Source organism: Xenorhabdus aichiensis, from assembly GCF_028598775.1.
In the GTDB taxonomy this organism is placed as follows: Bacteria; Pseudomonadota; Gammaproteobacteria; order Enterobacterales; family Enterobacteriaceae; genus Xenorhabdus; species Xenorhabdus bovienii.
Window position 1 is genome coordinate 220,102 of the sequence record NZ_JAQRFO010000001.1, and the last position, 22,881, is coordinate 242,982.

Consider the following 22,881-nt stretch of genomic DNA (forward strand, 5'->3'; position numbering starts at 1 on the left):
ACATAATCTGTCTCCTTTAATTTATTTATATTTAACCTGAAAAAATCTGATTTTTGCAGACAATAAAATATATATCATATTTTTCAAATAAAAATAAATATTACATAAACAACCTATACTCATATAAATATAAATATAAATATAAATATAAATATAAATATATTAAACAATAATCCTGTGTGAACGGAAGGTGTCAGTTTTCGTGTGAATAGCGCCATAAAAGATCTGTGTTTGAAATGGGAACACAGATCTTAGCTGATAATGGTAACCTTTTGCGAGAACCTCTAAAGGGCGAGGTATCCTACACACATTCTTCTTTTTTTTCTTCTACTTGCTGCTTACTTTGAATCAAACGAATGGCAAAATAGAGATCAGGTACGACAATCAAATCTTCATCACTACGACTAAGCCTGTTCTGCTTGATCCAGTAATTTAATTCTGTTCTGCGCCCCGCCAGTACTAAAATCACATCCTTTTCTTTCAATTCCGTAATCAGCTCATCCAACACAGCAAAAACGCTTACGTCATCATAAGTAAAACTAACCGCTGCATCTACCACCAGCCATGTAGGGTGCTTCGATGCTCTCTCTACATGCTGTAATACCCGTTTTTTGAAATACCCAACATTGAAGTAAGTTAAAGGCGAATTAAAGCGGTACATCATGATGCCATCCACTGACGCTATATCATTGCCTTGGTTGATAGAGTGGATCATCCCTTGCTCATTCACCCCCAACAGTTGATCGGAGGGACGAAAAATGATGCGCAGAAATTGCAATAGACCAAGCAATACCGCAAAGCCAATACCATCAATCACACCAACCAGCAAAACAGCTACCAATGTGAAAATGGATAGCGTAAAAGCCCGGCGGTTACGTTTTCGATATGACCAGATATTTTTTAACCCCAACAATGACCATGTGGAAAAGATCAAAACAATACCCAGTGATGACAGAGGGATATACCCCAGAAATTCTGTCATAAACAGCAGTACCAAAAATATAGTAATGGCAGCAATGACCGACACCATCTGTGTTTTACCACCAATGGCATCATTAACCGCAGTACGGCTACTAGCAGCACTGACAGCAAATCCCAGTGATAATGATGAGGCAATATTGGCAATGCCCAATGCCCGCAGTTCCAAATCCGCATCAACTTGGTAACCATTTTTACTGGCAAAGCTACGAGCCGTCATCATAAAGCTGACAAAGCTGATGACCGCAAGGTTAATGGAGGGAACAACCAAGTCACGCATAACACCAAGTTGAAATTCAGGCATTGGGACGATGGGCAAACCGCTCTCCATATTGCCAACAATCTGGATGCCATATTGATTCAGCTCAAATTGCCAGCTCACATAGGTTGAAACGATCATCGCTATCAGTGGTGCTGGCCAACCTGGATGCAAAAAACGCACACCTAACAATATCAGTAAAGTCATCACTGACATGCCTACTGTTGGCCAGTGAGATTCCAATAATTTATGAGGAAGCTCAATTAAACGCTCAATTAATTCCGGAGGTAAACCCGAAAGTCCGAATACTTTAGCAAGCTGATCAGCCATGATGGTAATCGCTACGCCATTGATAAAGCCTTTTAAAATGGGACGTGACAGAAAATCGGCAAATGCGCCCAGTCGAAAATGGCTCGCTAAAATACACCAGAATCCGGTCATCAGTGTCATGATAATGGCAAGCTGCCAGCGAACATGTTCATTTCCCAAGGCCAATGGTGCAACAGCGGCGGCAATCACGGCGCATGTTGCGGCATCAGGCCCGACAATCAACTGACGGGAAGTGCCAAATAAAGCATAAGCAAACATCGGTAAGATACAGGCATACAGACCAATGATGGCGCTTATTCCCATTAACTCCGCATAAGCAATTGCAACGGGTAATGCGACCGCAGCAACCGAGAGGCCTGACCGTATATCATGACTAAAATACTCTTTGCGGTAATAGCAAAAATTCTCCAACCCCGGCATCCAGCGATGTAATCTTTTCCACAACATGATATTTAGTCCTTTCGTGAATGGAGCGCATTATAATGCGGTGTTAAATAAAAACTCACAACCCTACCCCTGGCTTCTCAGCTTCTCTGTTCGTTATGATAAAATTAGCTAAATAGGGCTAAACATGTTTTTTCACCTGATAAATAAACCATTTCATTGAGATCTGATACACTCTGGCACAAATTCAAGAACATGCCACCATCGGCACTACAGTGGATTCAATTTATGAAACAACTTTTAGATTTTTTGCCATTAGTCGTTTTTTTCATCGTCTACAAAATGTATGACATTTTTTATGCATCAGGGGCATTGATCGCAGCAACAGGATTGGCCGTTATCATCACCTACCTGATTTACCGCAAAGTTGAGAAATCATCTTTGATCACTTTTATTGTGGTTGCTATCTTTGGCACACTGACACTGGCTTTTCACAGTGATTTATTCATTAAATGGAAAGTGACGGTAATTTATACTATTTTTGCCTTAGCACTGCTTATCAGCCAATGGTTTATGGAAAAAACATTGATTCAGAGGATGCTGGGTAAAGAACTGGAGTTGCCGGACTTTACCTGGAAAAAATTAAACATAGCTTGGGCGATTTTCTTTATTGCCTGTGCACTGGCAAATATTTATGTCGCTTTCTGGCTACCTCAGGATGTTTGGGTAAACTTTAAAGTGTTCGGGTTAACAGCATTGACGCTGGTTTTTACCGTGTTGAGTGTGGTATATATCTACCGTCATCTACCTCGCGAACAAAAATAATGACCTTCATATGGATACCTGCCGAAGCATTGGCAGGTATTGTTGTATTCACCAAATAAAGCAAGTTTTCTAATGACACAACAACAATGCTTACCAAACGGAGAATTGGTCCTCCGTACACTGGCCATGCCCGCTGATACCAATGCCAATGGGGATATTTTCGGTGGCTGGCTGATGTCTCAAATGGATATTGGCGGCGCAATTCTGGCAAAAGAGATTGCAGAGGGGCGCGTAGTGACTGTTAGCGTAGATGGCATCAGTTTTCTAAAACCAGTTGCGGTAGGTGACGTCGTCTGCTGTTATGCCCGTTGTCTAAAAACGGGAAATTCATCTATCACAATTCATATTGAAGTTTGGGTGAAAAAAGTGGCATCCGAACCGGTTGGACAGCGTTATCGTGCAACAGATGCAGTTTTCACGTATGTCGCTGTTAATGAAGATAATACTTCCCGACGTTTACCCGAAGGAAAAACTCAGTTCAAACTGGAAAGCAGTGATTCAAAGTAATGATTCATTAGGAACGTGACCCCATAAACTAAAGGAGCGTATTTATTACGCTCCTCAGACTGTGGGGGACGTTTTGCGTCCCCCTGTTTTTGATGAAAATATTGATTAAGACTGTGAAATACCAGTCAGCTTAAATTCAATAGTTGTCACATACCCCGTTGCAGGTGCTTTTTCATAACGCCATTTTCTCATCGCTTGCTTCACTTCCCGCTCAAAGACGTTTTTAGGATCGGCAGCAATAATTTCAATATTTTTGACCCTACCATCTTCGTCAATATCATATTTTACCTTAACCATTCCCTCTGTACCCAACTGCCACGCCCGGGATGGATAAACAGGCACCGATCTGCTTAATGCTTTTGGTCCATTCTGCACTTTAGGTTTGTCATTAAGGGCAGGATGGGTTGGTTTTAACTGATTATTCCGGTTATTCGCCATTTGAGAATCGTCAGAAACTGGTTTGACAGGTTGTTCCGATGTTTTCTCTACTTTTCTTTCCCTCGGCTTAGGCTCCTTTTTAACAACCTTTTTCTCTTCCGGCTTTTTCTCAGGTTTAGGCAGAGCAACCTTAGCAATAGGTTCGGGTTCAGGCTCTGGTTCAGGTGGTTCAGGAATTGATTCAGGCATGGCAGGCTCCGAGACAGGGGCTTTTTCCGCTGCCAGTTGGATCATAGCAACAGATATGGGAGTCGCTTCTAGCTGTTTTTCGGGTTCAATAGCATGAAAGAGCGCCGCAGCAATAGAAACATGTAAACAAACAGAAAGTAATACCGGCCAGTGTATCCAACGCATAAGAGAATTCTTGATTAGCAGCATGATAGTCAGTTTTCGGATAGCTACTAGTTTAAATGCAAATGACTATCATATTCAATCATGATTCAAAAACATCTGTATCATGCCACACATTATAGTTAGAGATACTCCCCGCTCTGCACAAACAGAATCGACCTGCGACGCCTGTCACCATTAGCCTTGCGCAACGAATAGATGTGTAAATTGCGACGTGATTGCCCCTCTAACCAGCGACGACGACGGCGGATGTTTTGGCGAATCATTCGCCATCGCCCTACTTCATTCCTGCTATGTTTCATAAAGTGTCTCGATTTAACCCTCTCATTCAGCTGAGTGCAGTATTCTTAATCCCCACTGCCAGTAATGTCAACCAATGGAAGGTTTAACACAATGCTGTATTGAATCTAAGTCATTAGTTAATAGATATATAATTGATTCATGATTTAACTGAATCAAATTACATAATACCTGTGAGACTACATCAGGTATGATATTGGTAATGTTTTGATTATTCTCTGCTAAGTTGACTACATTTAGCTAATGGTTTGTTAGGGTTTCCATAAAATGGCGACAAAAAATAGTATGAAATACTTAAATAAACAGGATTGATTGCCACGTATGACAACCTTTTATTCAGTACTGAACTGGCTGGCTATTTTCTTATACTGGTTGATTATTGCCGGTATCACAATTCGTGTTTTAATGAAACGTCGGCCTGTAACATCAGCAATGACTTGGGTACTTATCATTTATATCCTTCCTTTGGTTGGAATTGTCGCTTATCTGTCATTTGGCGAATTGTATCTAGGCAAACGCAGAGTCGAACAAGCCAAACAAATGCGTTCATCTGTCGCTAAATGGCTCTCTGAATTAAGAAAATCCCCCCATATTTTTGCCCATGAAAATAGCAAAGTAGCTGAACCACTATTCCAATTATGCGAGCGGCGCCAGAGAATCAAAGGAGTCAGGGGCAATAAAATGCAACTGATGACTTCTTATGATCATTCTCTGAAATCCATCGTTAATGATATTGAAAAAGCCAACCATAATATCGAAATGGTATTCTATATATGGCAGGCAGGCGGGTTAGTTGATCAGGTTACTGATGCCTTGATGTGTGCCGCTAAACGCGGTGTCAAATGTCGTATCATGGTGGATTCCGCAGGAAGCTGGCAATTTTTCCGCAGCCCATATCCTGACATCATGCGTAAGGCGGGTATTGAATTTGTCGAATCACTAAAGGTTAATATCTTCCGTCTGTTCTTACGTCGCATGGATTTACGTCAACATAGAAAAATTATTCTTATAGATAATCATATTTCATACACTGGCAGCATGAATATGGTTGACCCGCGCTTTTTCAAACAAGATGCAGGATTCGGCCAATGGGTCGATATCATGGTAAGAATGGAAGGCCCGGTCACAACGACCCTGGGGATTATCTATGCTTTCGACTGGGAAATGGAAACAGGTCAGCGCCACCTTCCACCACCGCCTGACAGCACTATTATGCCTTTCGAGCAAGCCAGTGGACATACAGCTCAGGTTATTGCTTCTGGGCCAGGGTTTCCTGATGAGTTGATCCAGCAGTCCTTAATGACAGCTATCTTTTCAGCCAGAGAGCAACTTATTCTTACCACGCCTTACTTTGTACCCAGTGATGATTTAATGCACGCAATTTGTACCGCTGCCATGCGCGGCGTTGATGTCAGCATTATTCTTCCAAGCCAGAACAATTCATTTCTCGTTCGCTGGGCAAGCCGGGCATTTTTTACGGAATTGCTAGAAGCTGGCGTAAAAATTTATCAGTTTGAAGATGGTTTGTTACATACTAAAAGCGTTTTGGTGGATGGACAACTCAGCATGGTAGGCTCTGTTAATCTGGATATGCGTAGCCTGTGGCTAAATTTTGAAATCACGGTTGTGATTGATGATAAGCACTTCGGCAATGATTTAACATTCGTCCAGCAGAGCTATATTGCACGCTCGACTCTGCTTGATAATGAGGAATGGGCGAAACGCCCACTCTGGCACCGTATTCTTGAACGTATCTGTTATTTTTTCAGCCCACTTTTATAACATTTTGCCTAAAAGAATATTTCCATTATCATCAGTCAATATTTTCCACAGCCCCATTAGCATCATTGGGGCTGTGATTAGCAGTAAGGGTATTCAATCACTATAGATCATGTTTTAATTTCTCTTTGTTATTAATTTCGGACAATGCCATCATGGAAAATAAACCAATACATTCTCTCCAATTAGATTTCAATAATCGAATGACTGAGGATGAAACGCTTGAAAAAGCCTATGATATCTTTCTGGAACAAGCGATCGCCAATCTCGATCCAGCAGATAGTTTATTGTTTAATTTACAATTTGAAGAACGAGGCGGCGCTGAATTATTAGAACCCTCAGCGATATGGCTTGAACATATTGATTTTGATTTACATCCTGATTTTTTTGCAGAAGTTATTATTGGCTTGGCAGCATCTGAGGATGCTGAAATTGATGATATCTTTGCACGAGTATTAATCTGTCGGGAAAAATCTCACCCAATCTGCCAGATCTTATGGAAAAAATAATTCACCTGAACCGTCCTTGCCTATAAATAAGCCCTCCACAACGAGGGCTTAAAATATATATTCGTGACAGTGTCACACTAAACAGACACTAAAGCTATAGCGGATCAACCTTAAGACAAGACACGGCATGTTTGAAGCTACCTTCAAGCAATGGACGTGTTTTGGCACATTCTGCATCAGCCATTGGGCAACGGGTTCGAAATACACAACCGGATGGTGGATTAATAGGCGAAGGCAGCTCTCCCTCCAGCAATTCGATGCGTTTGTTTCGCTCTTTGTCTGGATCAGGAATGGGAACGGCTGACATTAAGGCGCGGGTATAAGGATGTAACGGATTATGATAAACCTCATCATAAGTCCCCAACTCCACTGCATTCCCCAAATACATCACTAATACGCGGTCTGAAATATGTTTCACTATCGACAGATCGTGAGCAATAAATATCAGGGAAAGCCCCATTTCCCGCTGTAATTCCTGCAATAGATTCACAACCTGTGCCTGAATGGAAACATCCAACGCAGAAACCGGCTCATCACAGATAACCAGTTTAGGCTCTAGAATCAGCGCACGGGCAATCCCAATACGCTGGCATTGCCCCCCTGAAAACTCATGGGGATAGCGGTTAATCAGGTTAGGCAACAACCCTACCCGCATCATCATATTTTTGACTTTTTCTTTTATTTCCCCAGATTTCATTTTGGGGTGATAGGTTCTGAGCGGTTCAGCAATAATGTCACCAATCGTCATACGCGGATTAAGGGATGCCAGAGGATCTTGGAAAATCATCTGAATATCGTTACGAACATTTCGCCACTGATTGCCACTCATATCCAGCAGGTTTTGTCCAAGCCACGTTACCGTACCGCCAGAGGCTTTAACTAGACCGATAACCGCTCTGGCAAGCGTCGATTTACCGCAGCCTGATTCACCCACTACGCCCAGCGTTTCTCCTTCGTACAATCTCAGTGTAACGCCATCGACTGCCTTCAGAGTTTTTGCTGGTTGCCAGAACCATTGTTTCCCGTCTTTAATGTCAAAATAAACTTTTAGGTCATCGACTTCCAACAGGACTCGTTTTTCAGCTGCTGCGTTCATACCAATTCCTCCTGAGGTTTAAAGCAGGCACGCAAGCGCCCAAGATCAAAATGTTCCAACTGTGGCTCTTCGTTGGCACAACGCTCAGTGGCAAATTGACAACGCGGCTGGAATGGGCATCCTTTTGGCAGTCTCAGTAAGTTAGGTGGGTTGCCCTGAATAGTCGTCAATGATTCCTCATCGTCATCCAGTCGAGGAACCGCATCAAGCAACCCAATCGAATATGGATGGGTCGGGCGATAAAATATGTCACGCGCAGAACCATATTCCATGGTTCTGCCCGCATACATGACCAGTACTTTGTCACAGATACCTGCAACGACACCCAGATCATGGGTAATCAGGATGATGGCAGTATTAAACTCTCTTTTCAGCTCGTTGAGCAGTATCATGATCTGTGCCTGAACAGTGACATCCAGTGCTGTTGTCGGTTCATCCGCAATCAACAGTTTGGGCTGGCATAATAATGCCATTGCAATCATGACACGTTGACGCATACCACCGGAGAATTCATGCGGGTACATTTTCATCCGCTTACGCGCTTCTGGCATTTTGACAGCATCCAACATACGAATGGATTCTTCGACAGCTTCACTTTTACTGATGCGCTTATGCAACATCAAGACTTCAGTTAGCTGTTCACCCACTCGCATATAAGGATTAAGGGAAGTCATTGGATCTTGAAATATCATTGAGATCTCTTCCGCCCGCATTCGGTTTAGATCTTTTTCTTTCAGGTTAAGTATTTCTCTTCCATTAAAAGCAGCAGAACCACTTACAACACCATTACTGGCTAATAATCCCATCAGGGCAAAAGCAGTCTGTGATTTACCAGAGCCGGATTCTCCCACTATGCCCAGCGTTTCTCCCGCTTTTAAATCAAAGTTCAGTTTATTTACGGCTATCACACTGCCATCGGGTGTACTGAACGCGACATTCAGATCTTTCACCGTTAATAGTGGCTCAGCACTTTTAGCATTTTTTGAAGCTTCTACGCTATTCATAGGCTCTCCTTAACGGTCTTTCGGGTCGAGGGCATCTCGCAGGCCGTCACCAATAAAGTTAAAACAAAACAGGGTCAGTACTAGAAAACCAGCCGGAAACAACAACAACCACGGGGCGACTTCCATTGAATTGGCACCATCGCTTAATAAGGCTCCCCAGCTACTGAGCGGCTCCTGCGTTCCCAATCCAAGGAAGCTCAGGAAGGATTCAAACAGGATCATGCTTGGCACCAGCAATGAGGCATAAACCACCACAACTCCCAATACATTCGGTACGATATGGCGCAAAACGATATGACGGGTAGATACACCGCCAACTAATGCGGCTTCAATAAACTCCTTACGCTTGAGGCTTAATGTTTGACCACGGACGATACGCGCCATGTCCAACCATGACACCATGCCTATTGCCACGAAAATCAACAGGATGTTTTGCCCGAAGAAAGTCACCAGCAGGATCACGAAGAACATGAATGGGAAGGAGTTTAATATTTCCAGCAGGCGCATCATGATCATATCGACTTTACCGCCAAGATAGCCTGATGTCGCTCCATACAGCGTGCCGACTATCACAGCAATCAAAGCGGCTGCAATACCGACCATCAATGAAATACGCCCACCGATAGCGACACGAACCAGCAGATCACGCCCTGATGAGTCGGTGCCAAAATAGTGGCTAGATTCGGAATCAGGTGGCATCGTCATCATATTCCAATCCGTATCGTCGTAGGCAAATTGAGACAACACTGGCGCAAAAATCACAAATAATGTGATGAGAAGCAGCACACACAAACTCGTAATCGCTGCCTTGTTGTGGATAAAACGGCGTCGTGCGTCCTGCCACAAACTGCGGCCTTCAACTTCCAGTTGCTCAGAAAAATTTTCCAGAGCTTCGCTATTTCGTTTATTTAGTAACATTGCGTGCTCCAGTCTCAATAACGAATTTTCGGATCAATGACGGCATACAGCACGTCAACAATGGCATTGAACAGAATAGTCAATCCTCCTACCAAAATCGTCAGGCTCAATACCAGTGAATAATCACGGTTTAAGGCGCCATTAACGAACAACTGACCCAGTCCTGGTAAGCCAAAGATGGTTTCGATAACCATTGAACCCGTAATGATGCCCACAAATGCAGGCCCCATATAAGAAATGACCGGCAATAAGGCAGGTTTCAAAGCATGACGGAAGATAATCGCTCGCAATGGCAGCCCTTTGGCTCGTGCCGTACGAATAAAGTTTGAATGCAGTACTTCTATCATAGAACCACGGGTAATACGGGAGATGCTGGCAATATAAGCAAGGGACAAAGCCACCATCGGCAGGATCATGTACTTCGGTGCACCGCCGTTCCAGCCACCACCCGGCAGCCACTTCAATATAATGGCAAAAACCAGTACCAATAAGGGGGCAACCACAAAGCTGGGGATCACCACCCCTGTCATGGCAAACCCCATCACCGTGTAATCCCATTTAGTATTCTGGTTCAGTGCTGCGATAGTGCCCGCACTGACGCCCAATACGACGGCCATAATAAAAGCAGCAAATCCCAATTTGGCAGAAACTGGCAATGCTTCCGCCACCAAATCGTTAACACTGTAATCTTTGTATTTGAATGATGGGCCAAAATCCCCTTTTGAAAGCTGGACTAAGTAATTGAAGTATTGTTTATAGATAGGATCATTCAGATGATATTTCGCTTCGATATTTGCCATCACTTCTGGCGGTAATTTTCGCTCACCCGTAAATGGACTGCCTGGTGCCAACCGCATCATGAAAAATGAAATAGTAATTAGAATTAAAAGTGTCGGGATCGCCTCTAAACAGCGGCGTAAAATAAATTTAAACATTGCCCGTTCCTATTGTTTGACCAAACCATGGCCTTTAATAATTTTACAGTCGGGTGACCTGATTCAGGCCACCCGACTGTTCCTAGTGTTTTATAATGTAAAAATCCTTGGTATGGATGTTATCCAATGGGTCTTTACCGGTATAACCCCCCACATAAGGTTTCACTAAACGGGTACTTACATAGTAATAAAGCGGAACAACGGCGGAATCTTTATCTATCAGAGCATTCGCTTGTTTGTAGATTTCTGCTCGCTCTGCATCGCTCTTCACTTTTAGTGCTTCTTTCATCAAAGCATCAAATGCTTCACTCTTGTAGTGAGCCGTGTTATTGCTGCTATAAGATAATTTAACATTCAGGAAAGTCGTGGGTTCGTTATAATCAGCGCACCAGCCTGCACGAGCGATGTCATAATTGCCTTGATGGCGGGTATCAAGGAAAGTTTTCCATTCCTGATTCTCTAAAGAAACCTCAACACCGATATTTTTCTTCCAGATGGCGGCCGCCGCAATCGCCATTTTTTTATGCAGATCAGAAGTGTTATACAATAAACTGATTTTCAGAGGGTTGTCTTTGCTAAATCCCGCCTCTACCAAGAGTTTTTTGGCTTCTTCATTACGTTGCTGCTGGTTTAATTTGGTGTACCAATCTGGTTTTTCATCTTTAAAATCGGCAATGTAAGGCGGCACCCAACCGTAAGCGGGCGTATCACCCTGATTTTTAACTTTGTTAGTAATCAGATCGCGATCCATACCCAATTTCAATGCAGTACGGACGCGAGGATCATTGAAGGGTGGCTTCTGGTTGTTAATTTCATAAAAGTAAGTACACAAATAAGGATTAACACGTAACTGATCGGGAATTTCTTTTTTTAGTTTTTGGAATAGCTCGATCGGTAGATTGCTATAAGTTATGTCAATTTCACCGCTGCGATAGCGGTTGACATCAGTCACTTCAGACGAAATAGGCAGGAAGGTAACTTGGTCAATGATAGTATTTTTGTTATCCCAATATGTTGGGCTACGCTCGAAAACAAGGCGTTCATTGATACTCCAGCTTTTCAGTTTATAAGCGCCATTACCTACGAAATTTTGCGGCTGAGTCCATCTATCTCCATATTTTTCAACTGTTGCACGGTGCACTGGTGACATTGTCGAATGAATTAATAGTCTGACCAGATAGGGAACGGGTTCGCTGAGTGTTACCTGAAAGGTATGGTCATCCAACGCCTTAACACCCAGTGACTCCGGCTTTTGTTTTCCCTTGATGACATCATCAACATTAATAATATGAGCATATTGGAGATAACTTGCGTAAGGCGATGCCGTATTTGGATCAGCCAGTCGGCGCCAACTGTAAACAAAATCCTGCGCAGTAACCGGGTCACCATTCGACCACTTCGCATCTTTACGCAGATGGAATGTCCAAACCTTGAAATCCTGATTTTCCCAATGAGTCGCTACGCCGGGTAAAATTTCGCCATTAGGGCCATTAATCACAATCCCTTCAAATAAATCACGAGCTATATTGGATTCTGGTACTCCTTCAATTTTATGAGGATCTAAAGATTGCGGCTCAGAGCCATTATTACGCACCAAAACTTGTTTTTCAGCCAACTGCACTCCCGCAGGAACCTGTGCAGCCAATGCCTGCCAACCCATCATCATGCCTAGCGCCGCCGTAATGCCAGCAGCTAACTTTTTCTTTGTTGTGTTTATCATCTTATTATTACTCCAATTGATATCATCCGACTTTTAAAAGCCATATCCACTTTTTGGAATGGTTGTTTTCCGTATCCAAAAGGAACGATTTTGTTTGTAGTAAGACAATCCTTTGCAATAACGATCAGTTATTCACTTTTCTAATATAGAGATTCTTAAAATCGATATAATCAAGGGGATCTTTCCCTGTCAGCCCCCCCACCGTCGGGCGAATCAGACGCACACTGACACGGTAATAAACCGGTATCAGACCTGAGTCTTTATCAAGCTGAGCTTCGGCCTGCTGGTAAAATACTTTACGTGCGGCTTCATCTTTCGCGGCCAGAGCCTGACTAAGATAGTTATCAAAGGCAGCACTTTGATAGAAGCCTGTATTGTTACTGCTATCGGACAACAAAATATTCAGGAAGGAAGAAGGTTCGTTATAATCACCGCACCATGTTGCCCTTGCCACATCATAATTTCCTTGATGGCGGCTCTCCAGTGAGGTTTTCCATTCTTGATTCTGCAACGTCACTTGTGCACCAATGTTCTTCTGCCACATTGATGCTGCGGCAATAGCTTGTTGTTTGTTTTGATCTGACGTGTTGTACAACAAAGTGAATTTGAGAGGATTACGGGCATCAAAACCGACTTCTTTCAATAGATCCTTTGCCCGTTGGTTACGTTGTTTTTGAGTCCAGCTTGCCCATTCTGGGCTGGTAGTAAAGCTACCATCACCAATGTAAATAGGGGTGAAGCCATAAGCCGGAATCTGTCCCTGCCCCATAATCCTTTCAGCGATAATATTTCTGTCAAGGCTCAATTTAATCGCTTCACGCACCCGTTTATCTTTGAACAGTGGATTTCTGTTATTGATTTCATAGTAGAACGTGCACAGGAAAGGTGAAACTTGTAGTTGGTCTGGAATATCCCGCTTCATCTTTTGGTACAGATAAGGCGTAATAGCACTGTTGGTAATGTCTATTTCACCACTGCGGTAACGGTTAATATCACTGACTTCTGAGACGATGGGCAGGAAGGTGCCTTTTTCAATGATGGTTTCTTTATTATTCCAATATTGCGGGTTACGTATTAAGACGATGCGTTCGTTGACAACCCAATCTTTCAGTACATAAGCCCCATTGCCAATATAATTTTCTGGTAACGTCCATTTTTTATCGAATGCCTCAACCACATCTTGCCTGACGGGTTTCATTGCTGTGTGGCTCAACATGTCTACCAGATAGGGAACCGGATGGCTGAGAGTCACTTGAAAACGGTGATCATCCAGCGCTTTGACGCCTAATTGATCAGGCGATTTTTTCCCTTTTAAGATATCCTCAGCATTCTGGACATAAGTATATTGCAGATAACTGGTATAAGGTGACCCCACTTTAGGATCAGCAAGGCGACGCCAGCTATAGACAAAATCATGGGCTGTTACTGGCTTACCATCACTCCATTTGGCATTATCACGTAAATAAAACGTCCATACCTTATAATCTTGATTTTCCCACTTTTCTGCTACCCCGGGTACAGTCTCACCATCAGGCCCTGTCGTAACCAATCCTTCCAGTAGATTGCGAATAATTGCCGTCTCAGGTGCACCCTCGACCTTATGAGGATCAAGTGAAGCGACTTCAACACCATTATTAACGGTCACTTCCTGCTTTTCAGCCAATGCCACTCCTGGAGGAACAGTTGCAGCCATTCCCTGCGCTACAGGAAACGATAATAAAGCAATAGTCGATATTAACTGACTCAACTTTGATGGTGTTTTCCTCATTTTCCGCTCCAAGTTATCAACAGTAAATTAATTGTTTTTTAATTGACCAATCCCAACATCTTACTCATTTTGTTAATAAATGGTAATTCGTCTATTAAAAATCCACATTCGAATAATAATTGTTATAATATTTTTATAAATGGTTTATTAAATAGTTAAAGTAACTTGCCATTTTCGTGCAAAATACATTCACGAAACAAATACAACTAATTGATAATCATTGATTTTATTTTTATTTTTATCGTCTTGGATCCACACAATTCTACCAAAAAAGAAAATAAACATTATTTTAACAAAATGCAATCATCACAGAGTAAAAGTCCACATCCATCACAAAATAGAGAATCAAGACACCCGTTAGTGGAATAATGGAAAGAAAATAGTGTAGAAAATTACAGTATGATTTTGCAGCAATAGCCGATAAGAAAGGAATAAAATATAAATAATTGTTTTTAAAAAATGATGCAGAAACGACGCCATTGATTAATCATGCTTCTCATTGGTTGTTTATTAACTCATTTTTGGTTAATTCATTACCTATTTCAGTAAAAAGTTTCTATTTTTTATATTAACTTTCTAAATCAGTACAAACGTTATCATTACCTGTGCAATATCACAGTAATCCAGGAAACACGGCTTTTGTTCCCGTAACAATAAGCTCAATTCCCAGCGACATTAACAATAGCCCCATAATTCGGGTAATCACATTAATACCTGTTTGCCCCAAAAATTTGACCAGTAAGGTCGCTGAACGAAATAATAACCAGCAACAAAACGTAAATAGCAGGCAGGTTAATGCAAGTCCCAAATAATTTTGCCATCCTTGATAACGTGCACTCCATACAATACAGGAACTGATAGCTCCCGGCCCTGCCATAAGAGGCAATGCCAATGGAACAACCGCAATACTTACCCTAACCGCTGTTTCTGATTTTTCCTGCTTATTTTGTTTATCCTCACCCAGTTTGCCGTTAATCATTGACATCGCAATTGTCACTATCAACACCCCACCTGCAATACGAAATGAATCGATAGAAATGCCAAACATCTGCAGGATAGAATCACCTATCAGCAATGAAATACACAAAATAATGGCAACAGATAAATTTGCGATAAGGTTTGTTTTATTGCTCCCCGCTGGGGTCTGATAATTCGTCATACTAATGAAGACAGGTAAAATTCCGATGGGGTTCACCAAGGCAAACAACCCCATCAAAAATTTAATATACCCAGAAAAACCCAGCAATGATTCGCTCACACATAACCTCTCTTTATATAAATAAACAAAACTTTTAACAACACTTAAGAAAATACCGTAAAAGAAATATTTTTTCGTTACGTTAAATCAATAAACCCAGCGTTCTGATTCAATCAAAGCAACGTCCTACGTAAGACATACTATAAAGATTTAGTTAATCAATTGTGCCATTAAAGTTAAATAGATATTTAAATTCACACTCACCTTTCAATTGATAATTATTCTCAAAGGAATATTAGCTGAATGGAATCAGCTAATATTTTAGTGATCTAAATCACTAAAAAAAAGCTAGCAAGTGATAAGCTGTGCTCAACATTAAATATCAGGCAAGGTGCATAATTAATATATCAACTCATTAATTTAGATAATTTTTTAAGGTAATTAGCGGTGTTCATGATTGAATTTCGAACGATGAATCTCGCTATATTGTTTAATAAATGAATAATCTCACAGCTAATTTCCTTAAAAAATTTAACGTTTATCAGGAGTAATTTTATGGCTGTAACTCAGATTGCCGAACTCAATGAATTAGTTGCTCGTGTAAAAAAAGCCCAGAGAGAATTTGCCCATTTTTCCCAAGAACAAATTGACCGAATTTTCCGTGCGGCTGCTCTCGCGGCAGCAGATGCCCGTATTCCATTGGCAAAGTTAGCTGTAGCTGAATCTGGTATGGGTATTGTGGAAGATAAAGTGATCAAAAATCACTTCGCTTCTGAATATATTTATAACGCCTATAAAGATGATAAAACCTGTGGGATTTTATCTGAAGATAATACTTTCGGTACGATAACCATCGCTGAACCTATTGGCTTGATTTGCGGTATTGTTCCAACCACAAATCCAACATCAACCGCGATTTTCAAGGCACTTATCAGTCTGAAAACCCGTAATGGTATTATTTTTTCACCTCATCCACGCGCCAAAAAAGCAACCAATAGGGCGGCAGAAATCGTTCTTCAAGCTGCTGTTGCAGCCGGGGCGCCAAAAGATATCATCGGTTGGATAGATGAACCTTCTGTTGAGCTATCCAATGCTTTAATGCATCACCCTAATATTAATCTTATTTTGGCAACGGGTGGGCCCGGCATGGTAAAAGCAGCCTATAGCTCAGGCAAGCCCGCAATTGGTGTTGGTGCGGGTAATACGCCAGTGGTGATCGATGAATCTGCGGATATCAAACGTGCCGTAGCATCGATTCTAATGTCCAAAACTTTCGATAACGGCGTCATTTGTGCTTCTGAGCAATCTGTGATTGTCGTCGATAGCGTTTATGATCAAGTCCGTAAACGTTTCTCGACCCACGGTGGTTATCTCCTGCAAGGAGAGGAGCTTGAAGCCGTTCAAGATATCATTTTGAAAAATGGCAGTCTGAATGCTGCCATTGTCGGTCAACCTGCAACCAAGATTGCTGAAATGGCAGGTATTTGCGTTCCTGAAGAAACTAAAATTCTTATCGGTGAAGTCACTCTGGTGGACGAAACAGAACCTTTTGCCCATGAAAAACTTTCGCCACTGCTTGCTATGTACCGTGGTAAAAACTTTGAAGATGCCGTTGAAAAAGCAGAAAAACTGGTTGAAATGGGTGGCATTGGTCACACCTCCTCTCTCTATACTGATCAGGATAATCAAGCCGAACGTATCAAATATTTCGGCGACAAGATGAAGACTGCCCGCATTCTGATAAATACACCGGCATCTCAGGGTGGAATCGGCGATCTTTACAATTTCAAACTCTCCCCTTCTCTAACACTAGGTTGTGGCTCTTGGGGAGGAAACTCCATTTCCGAAAACGTGGGGCCAAAACACCTGATCAATACGAAAACTGTCGCCAAAAGAGCCGAGAATATGTTGTGGCATAAACTTCCCAAATCAATCTATTTTCGCCGTGGCTCCCTGCCCGTAGCACTGGAAGAAGTTGCTACAGATGGCGCAAAACGTGCCTTCATCGTGACAGACCGTTTCTTGTTTAATAACGGCTACACCGATCAAGTTATCAACGTATTGAAATCTCACGGAATAGAAACCGAAGTTTTCTTCGAAGTTGAAGCCGATCCGACTTTAGGCATCGTCCGCAAGGGCGCCGAACAAATGCATCTGTTTAAACCTGATGTCATCATTGCCCTCGGAGGGGGTTCACCTATGGATGCAGCCAAAATTATGTGGGTTATGTATGAGCATCCAGAAACTCACTTTGAAGAATTGGCACTGCGTTTTATGGATATCCGCAAACGCATCTATAAATTCCCCAAAATGGGCGTGAAAGCAAAAATGGTAGCTATTACAACCACCTCTGGAACAGGTTCAGAAGTAACACCTTTTGCGGTTGTTACCGATGATATCACTGGACAGAAATATCCATTGGCAGACTATGCATTAACACCTGATATGGCGATTGTCGATGCAAACCTTGTCATGGATATGCCAAAGTCACTGTGTGCCTTTGGTGGATTGGATGCCGTTACCCATGCACTCGAAGCTTATGTTTCTGTTTTGGCTAATGAATATTCTGATGGTCAAGCATTGCAAGCGCTGAAGCTACTGAAGGATTTTCTGCCTGCCAGTTACCATGAAGGCGCTAAAAATCCAGTTGCCCGCGAACGCGTCCATAATGCAGCAACCATTGCCGGAATAGCCTTTGCTAATGCTTTTCTGGGAGTCTGTCATTCCATGGCTCATAAGTTGGGTTCTGAGTTCCATATCCCACATGGATTGGCGAATGCGTTGTTGATCTGTAACGTTATTCGCTACAACGCTAACGACAACCCAACAAAACAAACTGCATTCAGTCAATATGATCGTCCACAGGCACGACGCCGCTATGCTGAAATTGCAGAACATCTGGGGTTGACGGCATCAGGGGATCGCACTGCCGCCAAGATTGAAAAATTACTGGCTTGGCTGGAAGAGCTAAAATCTCAGTTAGGTATTCCAGTATCAATTCGTGAAACAGGCGTTCAGGAAACCGATTTTCTGGCGAAAATCGATAAACTCGCAGAAGACGCTTTTGATGATCAATGCACAGGCGCCAACCCGCGTTATCCACTAATTTCTGAGTTGAAGCAATTGATGCTGGATTCTTTCTATGGTCGTGAATTCACAGAATATGCCATATCTCAGGAGGCAGAAAAACCAAGCAGAAAAAATAATAAAAAACAGTAGTCAATGATGATGTGATGTAATTTAAAAGGTGCAGAGACCATCCTCTGCGCCTTTTTATTATTTCATTTTCTGGCTTCATGATAATGCAAACATAAAGACGCCAGGTTCATGGAATTTTTTTTGTCTGAGCTTCACGAATAACGTCAGTATAGTGCCTACGACACACGGAGACGTATTTTTCATTGCCTCCAATATCAACCTGTGCACCATCATAAACAACGTTTCCATCGCTGCCAAAACGCAGTACACGGCTGGCTTTTCTTCCACAATGACAAATGGTTTTCAGTTCAACCAATTTATCTGACCAAGCGAGAAGATATTGGCTTCCACTGAATAATTCACCTTGAAAATCGGTTCGTAATCCGTAACAAAGGACAGGGATATCGTCATAATCAACAATTTCGCACAGCTGTTCGACGTGCTCTTTCGTTAAAAACTGACATTCATCAATCAAGACACAATGGACTTTTTCCACCTCGTTTTCACGCCTGATGAGTTCAGCAATATTTATCTCCGGTGAAAACAATAAGGCATCTGCAGATAGACCAATACGGGAGCTGACCCTTCCTTTACCAAATCGAGTATCGATTTCTGCTGTAAAAATCAGCGTTCTCATTCCCCTTTCGTTATAGTTATAGGAAGACTGCAATAAAGAAGTTGATTTCCCTGCATTCATAGCAGAATGATAAAAATAAAGCTGAGCCATTGGCCCGTCCATCCTTTTGTCAAATTTAATCAGGTGATATATCCCCGCAAGTTTACCACAAATTCCGCCTGAAATTATCCCCGGTTATTGACAAATGCGACCTAGCAGAAAGAAATTAGAACAAATAAGAAAAGATTATTTTCATGATAATCATCACATTTGTGCATATAAAATCAACTCCATAAGCACATTCGGCATGATAAACGAACGAATTTAACATCAAAAAGAAATAGTTATTTTCCCTTCCATTCTTTGCATATTAATAATCAAAGTGGTTTACTTTTGTTCAATTCAATCACTATAATCATAACTAATGGATTACCCACAAAAAAACTTTCATCTCATCCTTGTCTTTCACCTTATTTTGAGAAGAACAGTTAACATTCCTTACGGATTGACTATAAATTAGTTTTATACGTAGAAGTTTATCTCCCACTCAGCTTTGTAGTAATCTACCTCAAACGGTTATTGAGAAATGATAAACCCAATAGCAGGATTAAAACGCAATATATCGATTGCTAAAAGAATTGCATTTTAAAATGATATGTTTTAGCCTGAGAAAGTAAATTCGCTATTGCAGAAAATAAAATAGCATTCTATTATTATCCGTACATCAGCCATCATCATCATTATAATTTGAGACCAGGACAATGAGCGAAAATTTAAAATCCTTAAATAACATCCGTACCTTGCGCGCACAAGCAAGAGAATGTGAACTTACTACCTTAGAAGAAATGCTGGAAAAACTAACGATTGTTGTTGAAGAACGTCGTGACGAAGATAGCCAAGCTCGCGCACAAATAGAAGAGCGCAGCCGTAAGCTTCAAGAATACCGTGAAATGCTGGAGAAAGACGGCATTGAATTAAGCGATTTAGTAGATGCTTTAAGCGGTAAAGCCACTAGCAAATCTAAGCGTGCTACACGTCCAGCCAAATATTCATACTTTGACGAAGGTGAAACTAAAACTTGGACTGGCCAAGGCCGTACACCAGCTGTAATCAAAAAAGCAATTGATGAAGAAGGCAAAAAGCTGGACGATTTCTTGATCTAATCAGTTTTTTTGTAAACTTAATAACAAAAATACCCTCTCAAGGGTATTTTTGTTTTATGATTAATATATCTAACTAAGTTATTTATTGGCTGATGTAAGAGCACAGAGGGTTATATTAACGGCCAAATCGCCTGCATATTCACGATGTGCTAAAAACAAATTTAACACTAACTTAGTTTTTTATTAACATAGAATTATAAAAAAGGAGCGAACCGCTCCTTTTTACTGCCTTTTCATTGTTCCGATTTCTGGTAAAAATCCAAATACCAATCGACAAACCGTTTCACCCCTTCCTTCACTGGGGTATCAGGTGAAAAGCCGATCTTATCATAAAGTGTGCTGGAGTCCGCACAAGTTGATAACACATCGCCATCCTGAATTTCCATAAAGTTCTTCTTGGCGTTAATCCCTAATGACGCTTCAATAGCTTCAATAAAATCACCCAATTTTGTCGGCTGACCGTTACCAATATTGTAAATACGATACGGAGCAGAACTGGAAGATATCGACCCATCTTCAACTGACCAGTCTTTATTAGGAGTAGGAATGATATCTTGCAATCTGATTATAGATTCGACAATATCATCAATATATGTGAAATCCCTCACCATATTACCATGATTATAAACATCAATTGACTGGCCCTCTAACATGGCTTTAGTGAACTTAAATAAAGCCATATCAGGGCGTCCCCACGGCCCGTATACAGTGAAAAAACGCAATCCCGTTGTTGGTAGTTGATAGAGATGCGAATAGCTGTGAGACATTAACTCATCAGCTTTTTTCGTCGCCGCATATAAAGAAACAGGATGATCAACCGAATCATTGGTGGAAAACGGTTGCTTTTTATTTAATCCATACACTGAACTTGAAGATGCATATAATAAGTGTTCAACACGATTATGACGACACCCTTCAAGAATATTGATATGACCAACGATATTGGCGTCAATATATGCCATTGGGTTTTGTATTGAATAACGAACACCCGGCTGAGCGCCCAAATGGATGACTCGCTGAAATTGGTGTTCAGCAAACAATTCCGAGATTGCAATTCTGTCGGCCAGATCTAATTTTTCAAATTGAAAACGCGGATGAGGGAGTAATAAATTTAATCTCGCCTGCTTCAAATTAACATCATAATAATCATTGATGTTATCGATACCAACAACTTCATGCCCCATATCCAATAATCGCTGGCTAACATGAAAACCAATAAAACCAGCAGAACCTGTCACTAAAAATTTCATATCATAACTCAAATAACGGGATTGATAGAGGCGCCACGACCAATGCCATAGTAAGTGAATCCACGCGATTGCAGTCGTTCTGGATCATAAAGATTGCGCCCATCAAAAATTATTGACGACTTCATTGAGTCCTTCATTATATCGAAATCAGGCGCTCTGAAGTTCTGCCATTCCGTACAGATAATCAAAGCATCCGCACCTTTTAATGCCGCTTCTTTTGTTCCCATCAAAGAAAGATCATCACGTTGGCCATAAATACGCTGAGCTTCCTGCATGGCTTCTGGATCATATGCCTGCACTTTAGCACCGCTTTCCCACAATGCTTCCATTAATACGCGACTTGATGCCTCACGCATATCATCCGTATTAGGTTTAAATGATAATCCCCAAATTGCGAATGTTTTACCTGATAAATCATCACCAAAATGGCGTTTAACAAAAGTAGGCAGCTTACTCTTTTGTTTTTCGTTAACCAGTTCCACTGCCTGAAGTATTTTAGGTGTATATCCAATTTGCTCGGAAGTCCGTATTAATGCCTGAACATCTTTCGGGAAACATGAGCCGCCATATCCGCATCCTGGATAAATGAAATGATAGCCAATACGCGAATCAGAACCTATTCCCTGACGTACATGCTCAATATCAGCCCCTAACATTTCTGCCAAGTTTGCAATTTCATTCATGAAACTGATCTTAGTTGCCAACATGCAGTTAGCTGCGTATTTAGTCAACTCTGCACTGCGGATGTCCATGACAATCATACGATCATGATTACGATTAAATGGCTCATACAGTTCACGCATCACATCAATCACATTGTCATTATCACAGCCAATAATAATACGCTCAGGCCGCATACAGTCAGAAATCGCTGCTCCTTCCTTCAAAAATTCAGGGTTGGAGACAACATCAAATGGAAAATCTGCGCTGCGTTGAGTTAGTGCCGTTTGCATAACTGCTCTGACTTTATCAGCCGTACCCACAGGTACCGTTGATTTATCAACAACGACTTTGTAGCCATCCATGTTTTCTGCAATGGTACGGGCTACGGCAGTGACATATTGGAGATCTGCTGATCCATCTTCATCAGGAGGCGTTCCTACTGCAATAAACTGTAATTTGCCATGTGCAACACCGGCTTTAGCATCCGTTGTAAAATTCAGGCGCCCTTCCATATAATTTTTCTTCACAAGCGGCACTAAACCTGGCTCAAAAATAGGGATCTGGCCATTTTTCAGGTTTTCGACTTTTTTTGCATCAACATCAACACAAAGTACATCATGCCCGACTTCGGCAAATACAGTTGCTTGAACCAAGCCCACGTAGCCAATACCAAATACAGTAACTTTCATATC

Annotated in this window: 19 protein-coding genes; 6 read left to right on the plus strand and 13 right to left on the minus strand. The window is 41.6% G+C overall.

Going from position 1 to position 22,881, the window contains the following annotated elements; genetic code table 11:
• Positions 1 to 301: 301 nt before the first annotated feature.
• Positions 302 to 2,014, minus strand: a complete 1,713-nt coding sequence (locus tag PSI22_RS01025; protein WP_273577906.1) for a SulP family inorganic anion transporter — start codon at positions 2,012 to 2,014, stop codon at positions 302 to 304.
• A gap of 225 nt (positions 2,015 to 2,239) precedes the next feature.
• Between PSI22_RS01025 and PSI22_RS01030 the strand changes: the two genes are divergently transcribed.
• Both PSI22_RS01030 and yciA read left to right on the plus strand, forming a co-directional pair.
• A complete protein-coding gene (locus tag PSI22_RS01030; protein WP_273577907.1) occupies positions 2,240 to 2,776 on the plus strand; it encodes a septation protein A in 537 nt (178 codons plus the stop codon).
• 72 nt (positions 2,777 to 2,848) lie between these two features.
• Positions 2,849 to 3,283 carry an acyl-CoA thioester hydrolase YciA gene (yciA, locus tag PSI22_RS01035; protein WP_273577908.1) on the plus strand — a complete coding sequence of 145 codons (435 nt, stop codon included), beginning with the start codon at positions 2,849 to 2,851 and terminating at the stop codon, positions 3,281 to 3,283.
• 105 nt (positions 3,284 to 3,388) lie between these two features.
• On the opposite strand, the gene tonB is transcribed toward yciA, so the two are convergent.
• Positions 3,389 to 4,075 carry a TonB system transport protein TonB gene (tonB, locus tag PSI22_RS01040; protein WP_370688963.1) on the minus strand — a complete coding sequence of 229 codons (687 nt, stop codon included), beginning with the start codon at positions 4,073 to 4,075 and terminating at the stop codon, positions 3,389 to 3,391.
• A 119-nt stretch (positions 4,076 to 4,194) separates the two neighbouring features.
• Entirely contained in the window at positions 4,195 to 4,374 is a 180-nt protein-coding gene (locus tag PSI22_RS01045) for a YciY family protein (RefSeq protein WP_273577910.1), read from the minus strand.
• A gap of 319 nt (positions 4,375 to 4,693) precedes the next feature.
• Between PSI22_RS01045 and cls the strand changes: the two genes are divergently transcribed.
• Positions 4,694 to 6,154 (plus strand): cardiolipin synthase, encoded by a 1,461-nt coding sequence (gene cls / locus PSI22_RS01050; protein WP_273577911.1) that lies wholly within the window; start codon positions 4,694 to 4,696, stop codon positions 6,152 to 6,154.
• A gap of 152 nt (positions 6,155 to 6,306) precedes the next feature.
• Entirely contained in the window at positions 6,307 to 6,660 is a 354-nt protein-coding gene (locus PSI22_RS01055; protein ID WP_273577912.1) for an HI1450 family dsDNA-mimic protein, read from the plus strand.
• A 94-nt stretch (positions 6,661 to 6,754) separates the two neighbouring features.
• Here PSI22_RS01055 and oppF read toward each other — a convergent pair whose 3' ends face one another.
• The 7 genes from oppF to PSI22_RS01090 form a co-directional block, all read right to left on the minus strand.
• Positions 6,755 to 7,756, minus strand: a complete 1,002-nt coding sequence (oppF, locus tag PSI22_RS01060) for a murein tripeptide/oligopeptide ABC transporter ATP binding protein OppF (protein WP_273577913.1) — start codon at positions 7,754 to 7,756, stop codon at positions 6,755 to 6,757.
• A complete protein-coding gene (locus PSI22_RS01065) occupies positions 7,753 to 8,760 on the minus strand; it encodes an ABC transporter ATP-binding protein (RefSeq protein WP_273577914.1) in 1,008 nt (335 codons plus the stop codon). Before PSI22_RS01065 ends, oppF begins: the two co-directional genes overlap by 4 nt.
• Positions 8,761 to 8,769: 9 nt before the next feature.
• Complete coding sequence (oppC, locus tag PSI22_RS01070; RefSeq protein WP_038195238.1) at positions 8,770 to 9,678, minus strand: oligopeptide ABC transporter permease OppC; 909 nt, start codon at positions 9,676 to 9,678, stop codon at positions 8,770 to 8,772.
• A 14-nt stretch (positions 9,679 to 9,692) separates the two neighbouring features.
• The gene (oppB, locus tag PSI22_RS01075) at positions 9,693 to 10,613 is read right to left on the minus strand and encodes an oligopeptide ABC transporter permease OppB (RefSeq protein WP_273577915.1); all 921 of its coding nucleotides are present in this window, start codon (positions 10,611 to 10,613) and stop codon (positions 9,693 to 9,695) included.
• Between the two features lie 82 nt (positions 10,614 to 10,695).
• Positions 10,696 to 12,333: an oligopeptide ABC transporter substrate-binding protein OppA gene (oppA, locus tag PSI22_RS01080; RefSeq protein ID WP_273577916.1), complete on the minus strand. Its 1,638-nt coding sequence runs from the start codon at positions 12,331 to 12,333 to the stop codon at positions 10,696 to 10,698.
• 124 nt (positions 12,334 to 12,457) lie between these two features.
• The gene (locus tag PSI22_RS01085) at positions 12,458 to 14,101 is read right to left on the minus strand and encodes an ABC transporter substrate-binding protein (protein WP_273577917.1); all 1,644 of its coding nucleotides are present in this window, start codon (positions 14,099 to 14,101) and stop codon (positions 12,458 to 12,460) included.
• A 613-nt stretch (positions 14,102 to 14,714) separates the two neighbouring features.
• Positions 14,715 to 15,359, minus strand: coding sequence for a YchE family NAAT transporter (locus tag PSI22_RS01090; protein WP_273577918.1), 645 nt, complete (start codon positions 15,357 to 15,359; stop codon positions 14,715 to 14,717).
• A 495-nt stretch (positions 15,360 to 15,854) separates the two neighbouring features.
• Between PSI22_RS01090 and adhE the strand changes: the two genes are divergently transcribed.
• Entirely contained in the window at positions 15,855 to 18,518 is a 2,664-nt protein-coding gene (adhE, locus tag PSI22_RS01095; protein ID WP_273577919.1) for a bifunctional acetaldehyde-CoA/alcohol dehydrogenase, read from the plus strand.
• A 106-nt stretch (positions 18,519 to 18,624) separates the two neighbouring features.
• On the opposite strand, the gene PSI22_RS01100 is transcribed toward adhE, so the two are convergent.
• On the minus strand, positions 18,625 to 19,224 hold the full coding sequence (locus PSI22_RS01100; RefSeq protein ID WP_273577920.1) for a thymidine kinase: 600 nt from the start codon (positions 19,222 to 19,224) through the stop codon (positions 18,625 to 18,627).
• Positions 19,225 to 19,874: 650 nt separating this feature from the next.
• Here PSI22_RS01100 and hns point away from each other — a divergent pair.
• Complete coding sequence (gene hns, locus PSI22_RS01105; RefSeq protein ID WP_254852098.1) at positions 19,875 to 20,276, plus strand: histone-like nucleoid-structuring protein H-NS; 402 nt, start codon at positions 19,875 to 19,877, stop codon at positions 20,274 to 20,276.
• Positions 20,277 to 20,509: 233 nt separating this feature from the next.
• On the opposite strand, the gene PSI22_RS01110 is transcribed toward hns, so the two are convergent.
• Positions 20,510 to 21,526, minus strand: coding sequence for an NAD-dependent epimerase (locus PSI22_RS01110; protein WP_273577922.1), 1,017 nt, complete (start codon positions 21,524 to 21,526; stop codon positions 20,510 to 20,512).
• An 8-nt stretch (positions 21,527 to 21,534) separates the two neighbouring features.
• Positions 21,535 to 22,878 carry a UDP-glucose dehydrogenase family protein gene (locus PSI22_RS01115; RefSeq protein WP_273577924.1) on the minus strand — a complete coding sequence of 448 codons (1,344 nt, stop codon included), beginning with the start codon at positions 22,876 to 22,878 and terminating at the stop codon, positions 21,535 to 21,537.
• Positions 22,879 to 22,881 lie beyond the last annotated feature (3 nt).

Coding starts and splice junctions, on each gene's coding strand:
- oppC (WP_038195238.1), bottom strand. CDS start 9,678: ATGTTACTAAATAAACGAAATAGCGAAGCTCTGGAAAATTTTTCTGAG.
- hns (WP_254852098.1), top strand. CDS start 19,875: ATGAGCGAAAATTTAAAATCCTTAAATAACATCCGTACCTTGCGCGCA.
- tonB (WP_370688963.1), bottom strand. CDS start 4,075: ATGCGTTGGATACACTGGCCGGTATTACTTTCTGTTTGTTTACATGTT.
- cls (WP_273577911.1), top strand. CDS start 4,694: ATGACAACCTTTTATTCAGTACTGAACTGGCTGGCTATTTTCTTATAC.
- PSI22_RS01115 (WP_273577924.1), bottom strand. CDS start 22,878: ATGAAAGTTACTGTATTTGGTATTGGCTACGTGGGCTTGGTTCAAGCA.
- oppB (WP_273577915.1), bottom strand. CDS start 10,613: ATGTTTAAATTTATTTTACGCCGCTGTTTAGAGGCGATCCCGACACTT.
- PSI22_RS01110 (WP_273577922.1), bottom strand. CDS start 21,526: ATGAAATTTTTAGTGACAGGTTCTGCTGGTTTTATTGGTTTTCATGTT.
- oppA (WP_273577916.1), bottom strand. CDS start 12,333: ATGATAAACACAACAAAGAAAAAGTTAGCTGCTGGCATTACGGCGGCG.
- PSI22_RS01025 (WP_273577906.1), bottom strand. CDS start 2,014: ATGTTGTGGAAAAGATTACATCGCTGGATGCCGGGGTTGGAGAATTTT.
- PSI22_RS01085 (WP_273577917.1), bottom strand. CDS start 14,101: ATGAGGAAAACACCATCAAAGTTGAGTCAGTTAATATCGACTATTGCT.
- adhE (WP_273577919.1), top strand. CDS start 15,855: ATGGCTGTAACTCAGATTGCCGAACTCAATGAATTAGTTGCTCGTGTA.
- yciA (WP_273577908.1), top strand. CDS start 2,849: ATGACACAACAACAATGCTTACCAAACGGAGAATTGGTCCTCCGTACA.
- PSI22_RS01045 (WP_273577910.1), bottom strand. CDS start 4,374: ATGAAACATAGCAGGAATGAAGTAGGGCGATGGCGAATGATTCGCCAA.
- PSI22_RS01030 (WP_273577907.1), top strand. CDS start 2,240: ATGAAACAACTTTTAGATTTTTTGCCATTAGTCGTTTTTTTCATCGTC.
- oppF (WP_273577913.1), bottom strand. CDS start 7,756: ATGAACGCAGCAGCTGAAAAACGAGTCCTGTTGGAAGTCGATGACCTA.
- PSI22_RS01065 (WP_273577914.1), bottom strand. CDS start 8,760: ATGAATAGCGTAGAAGCTTCAAAAAATGCTAAAAGTGCTGAGCCACTA.
- PSI22_RS01100 (WP_273577920.1), bottom strand. CDS start 19,224: ATGGCTCAGCTTTATTTTTATCATTCTGCTATGAATGCAGGGAAATCA.
- PSI22_RS01055 (WP_273577912.1), top strand. CDS start 6,307: ATGGAAAATAAACCAATACATTCTCTCCAATTAGATTTCAATAATCGA.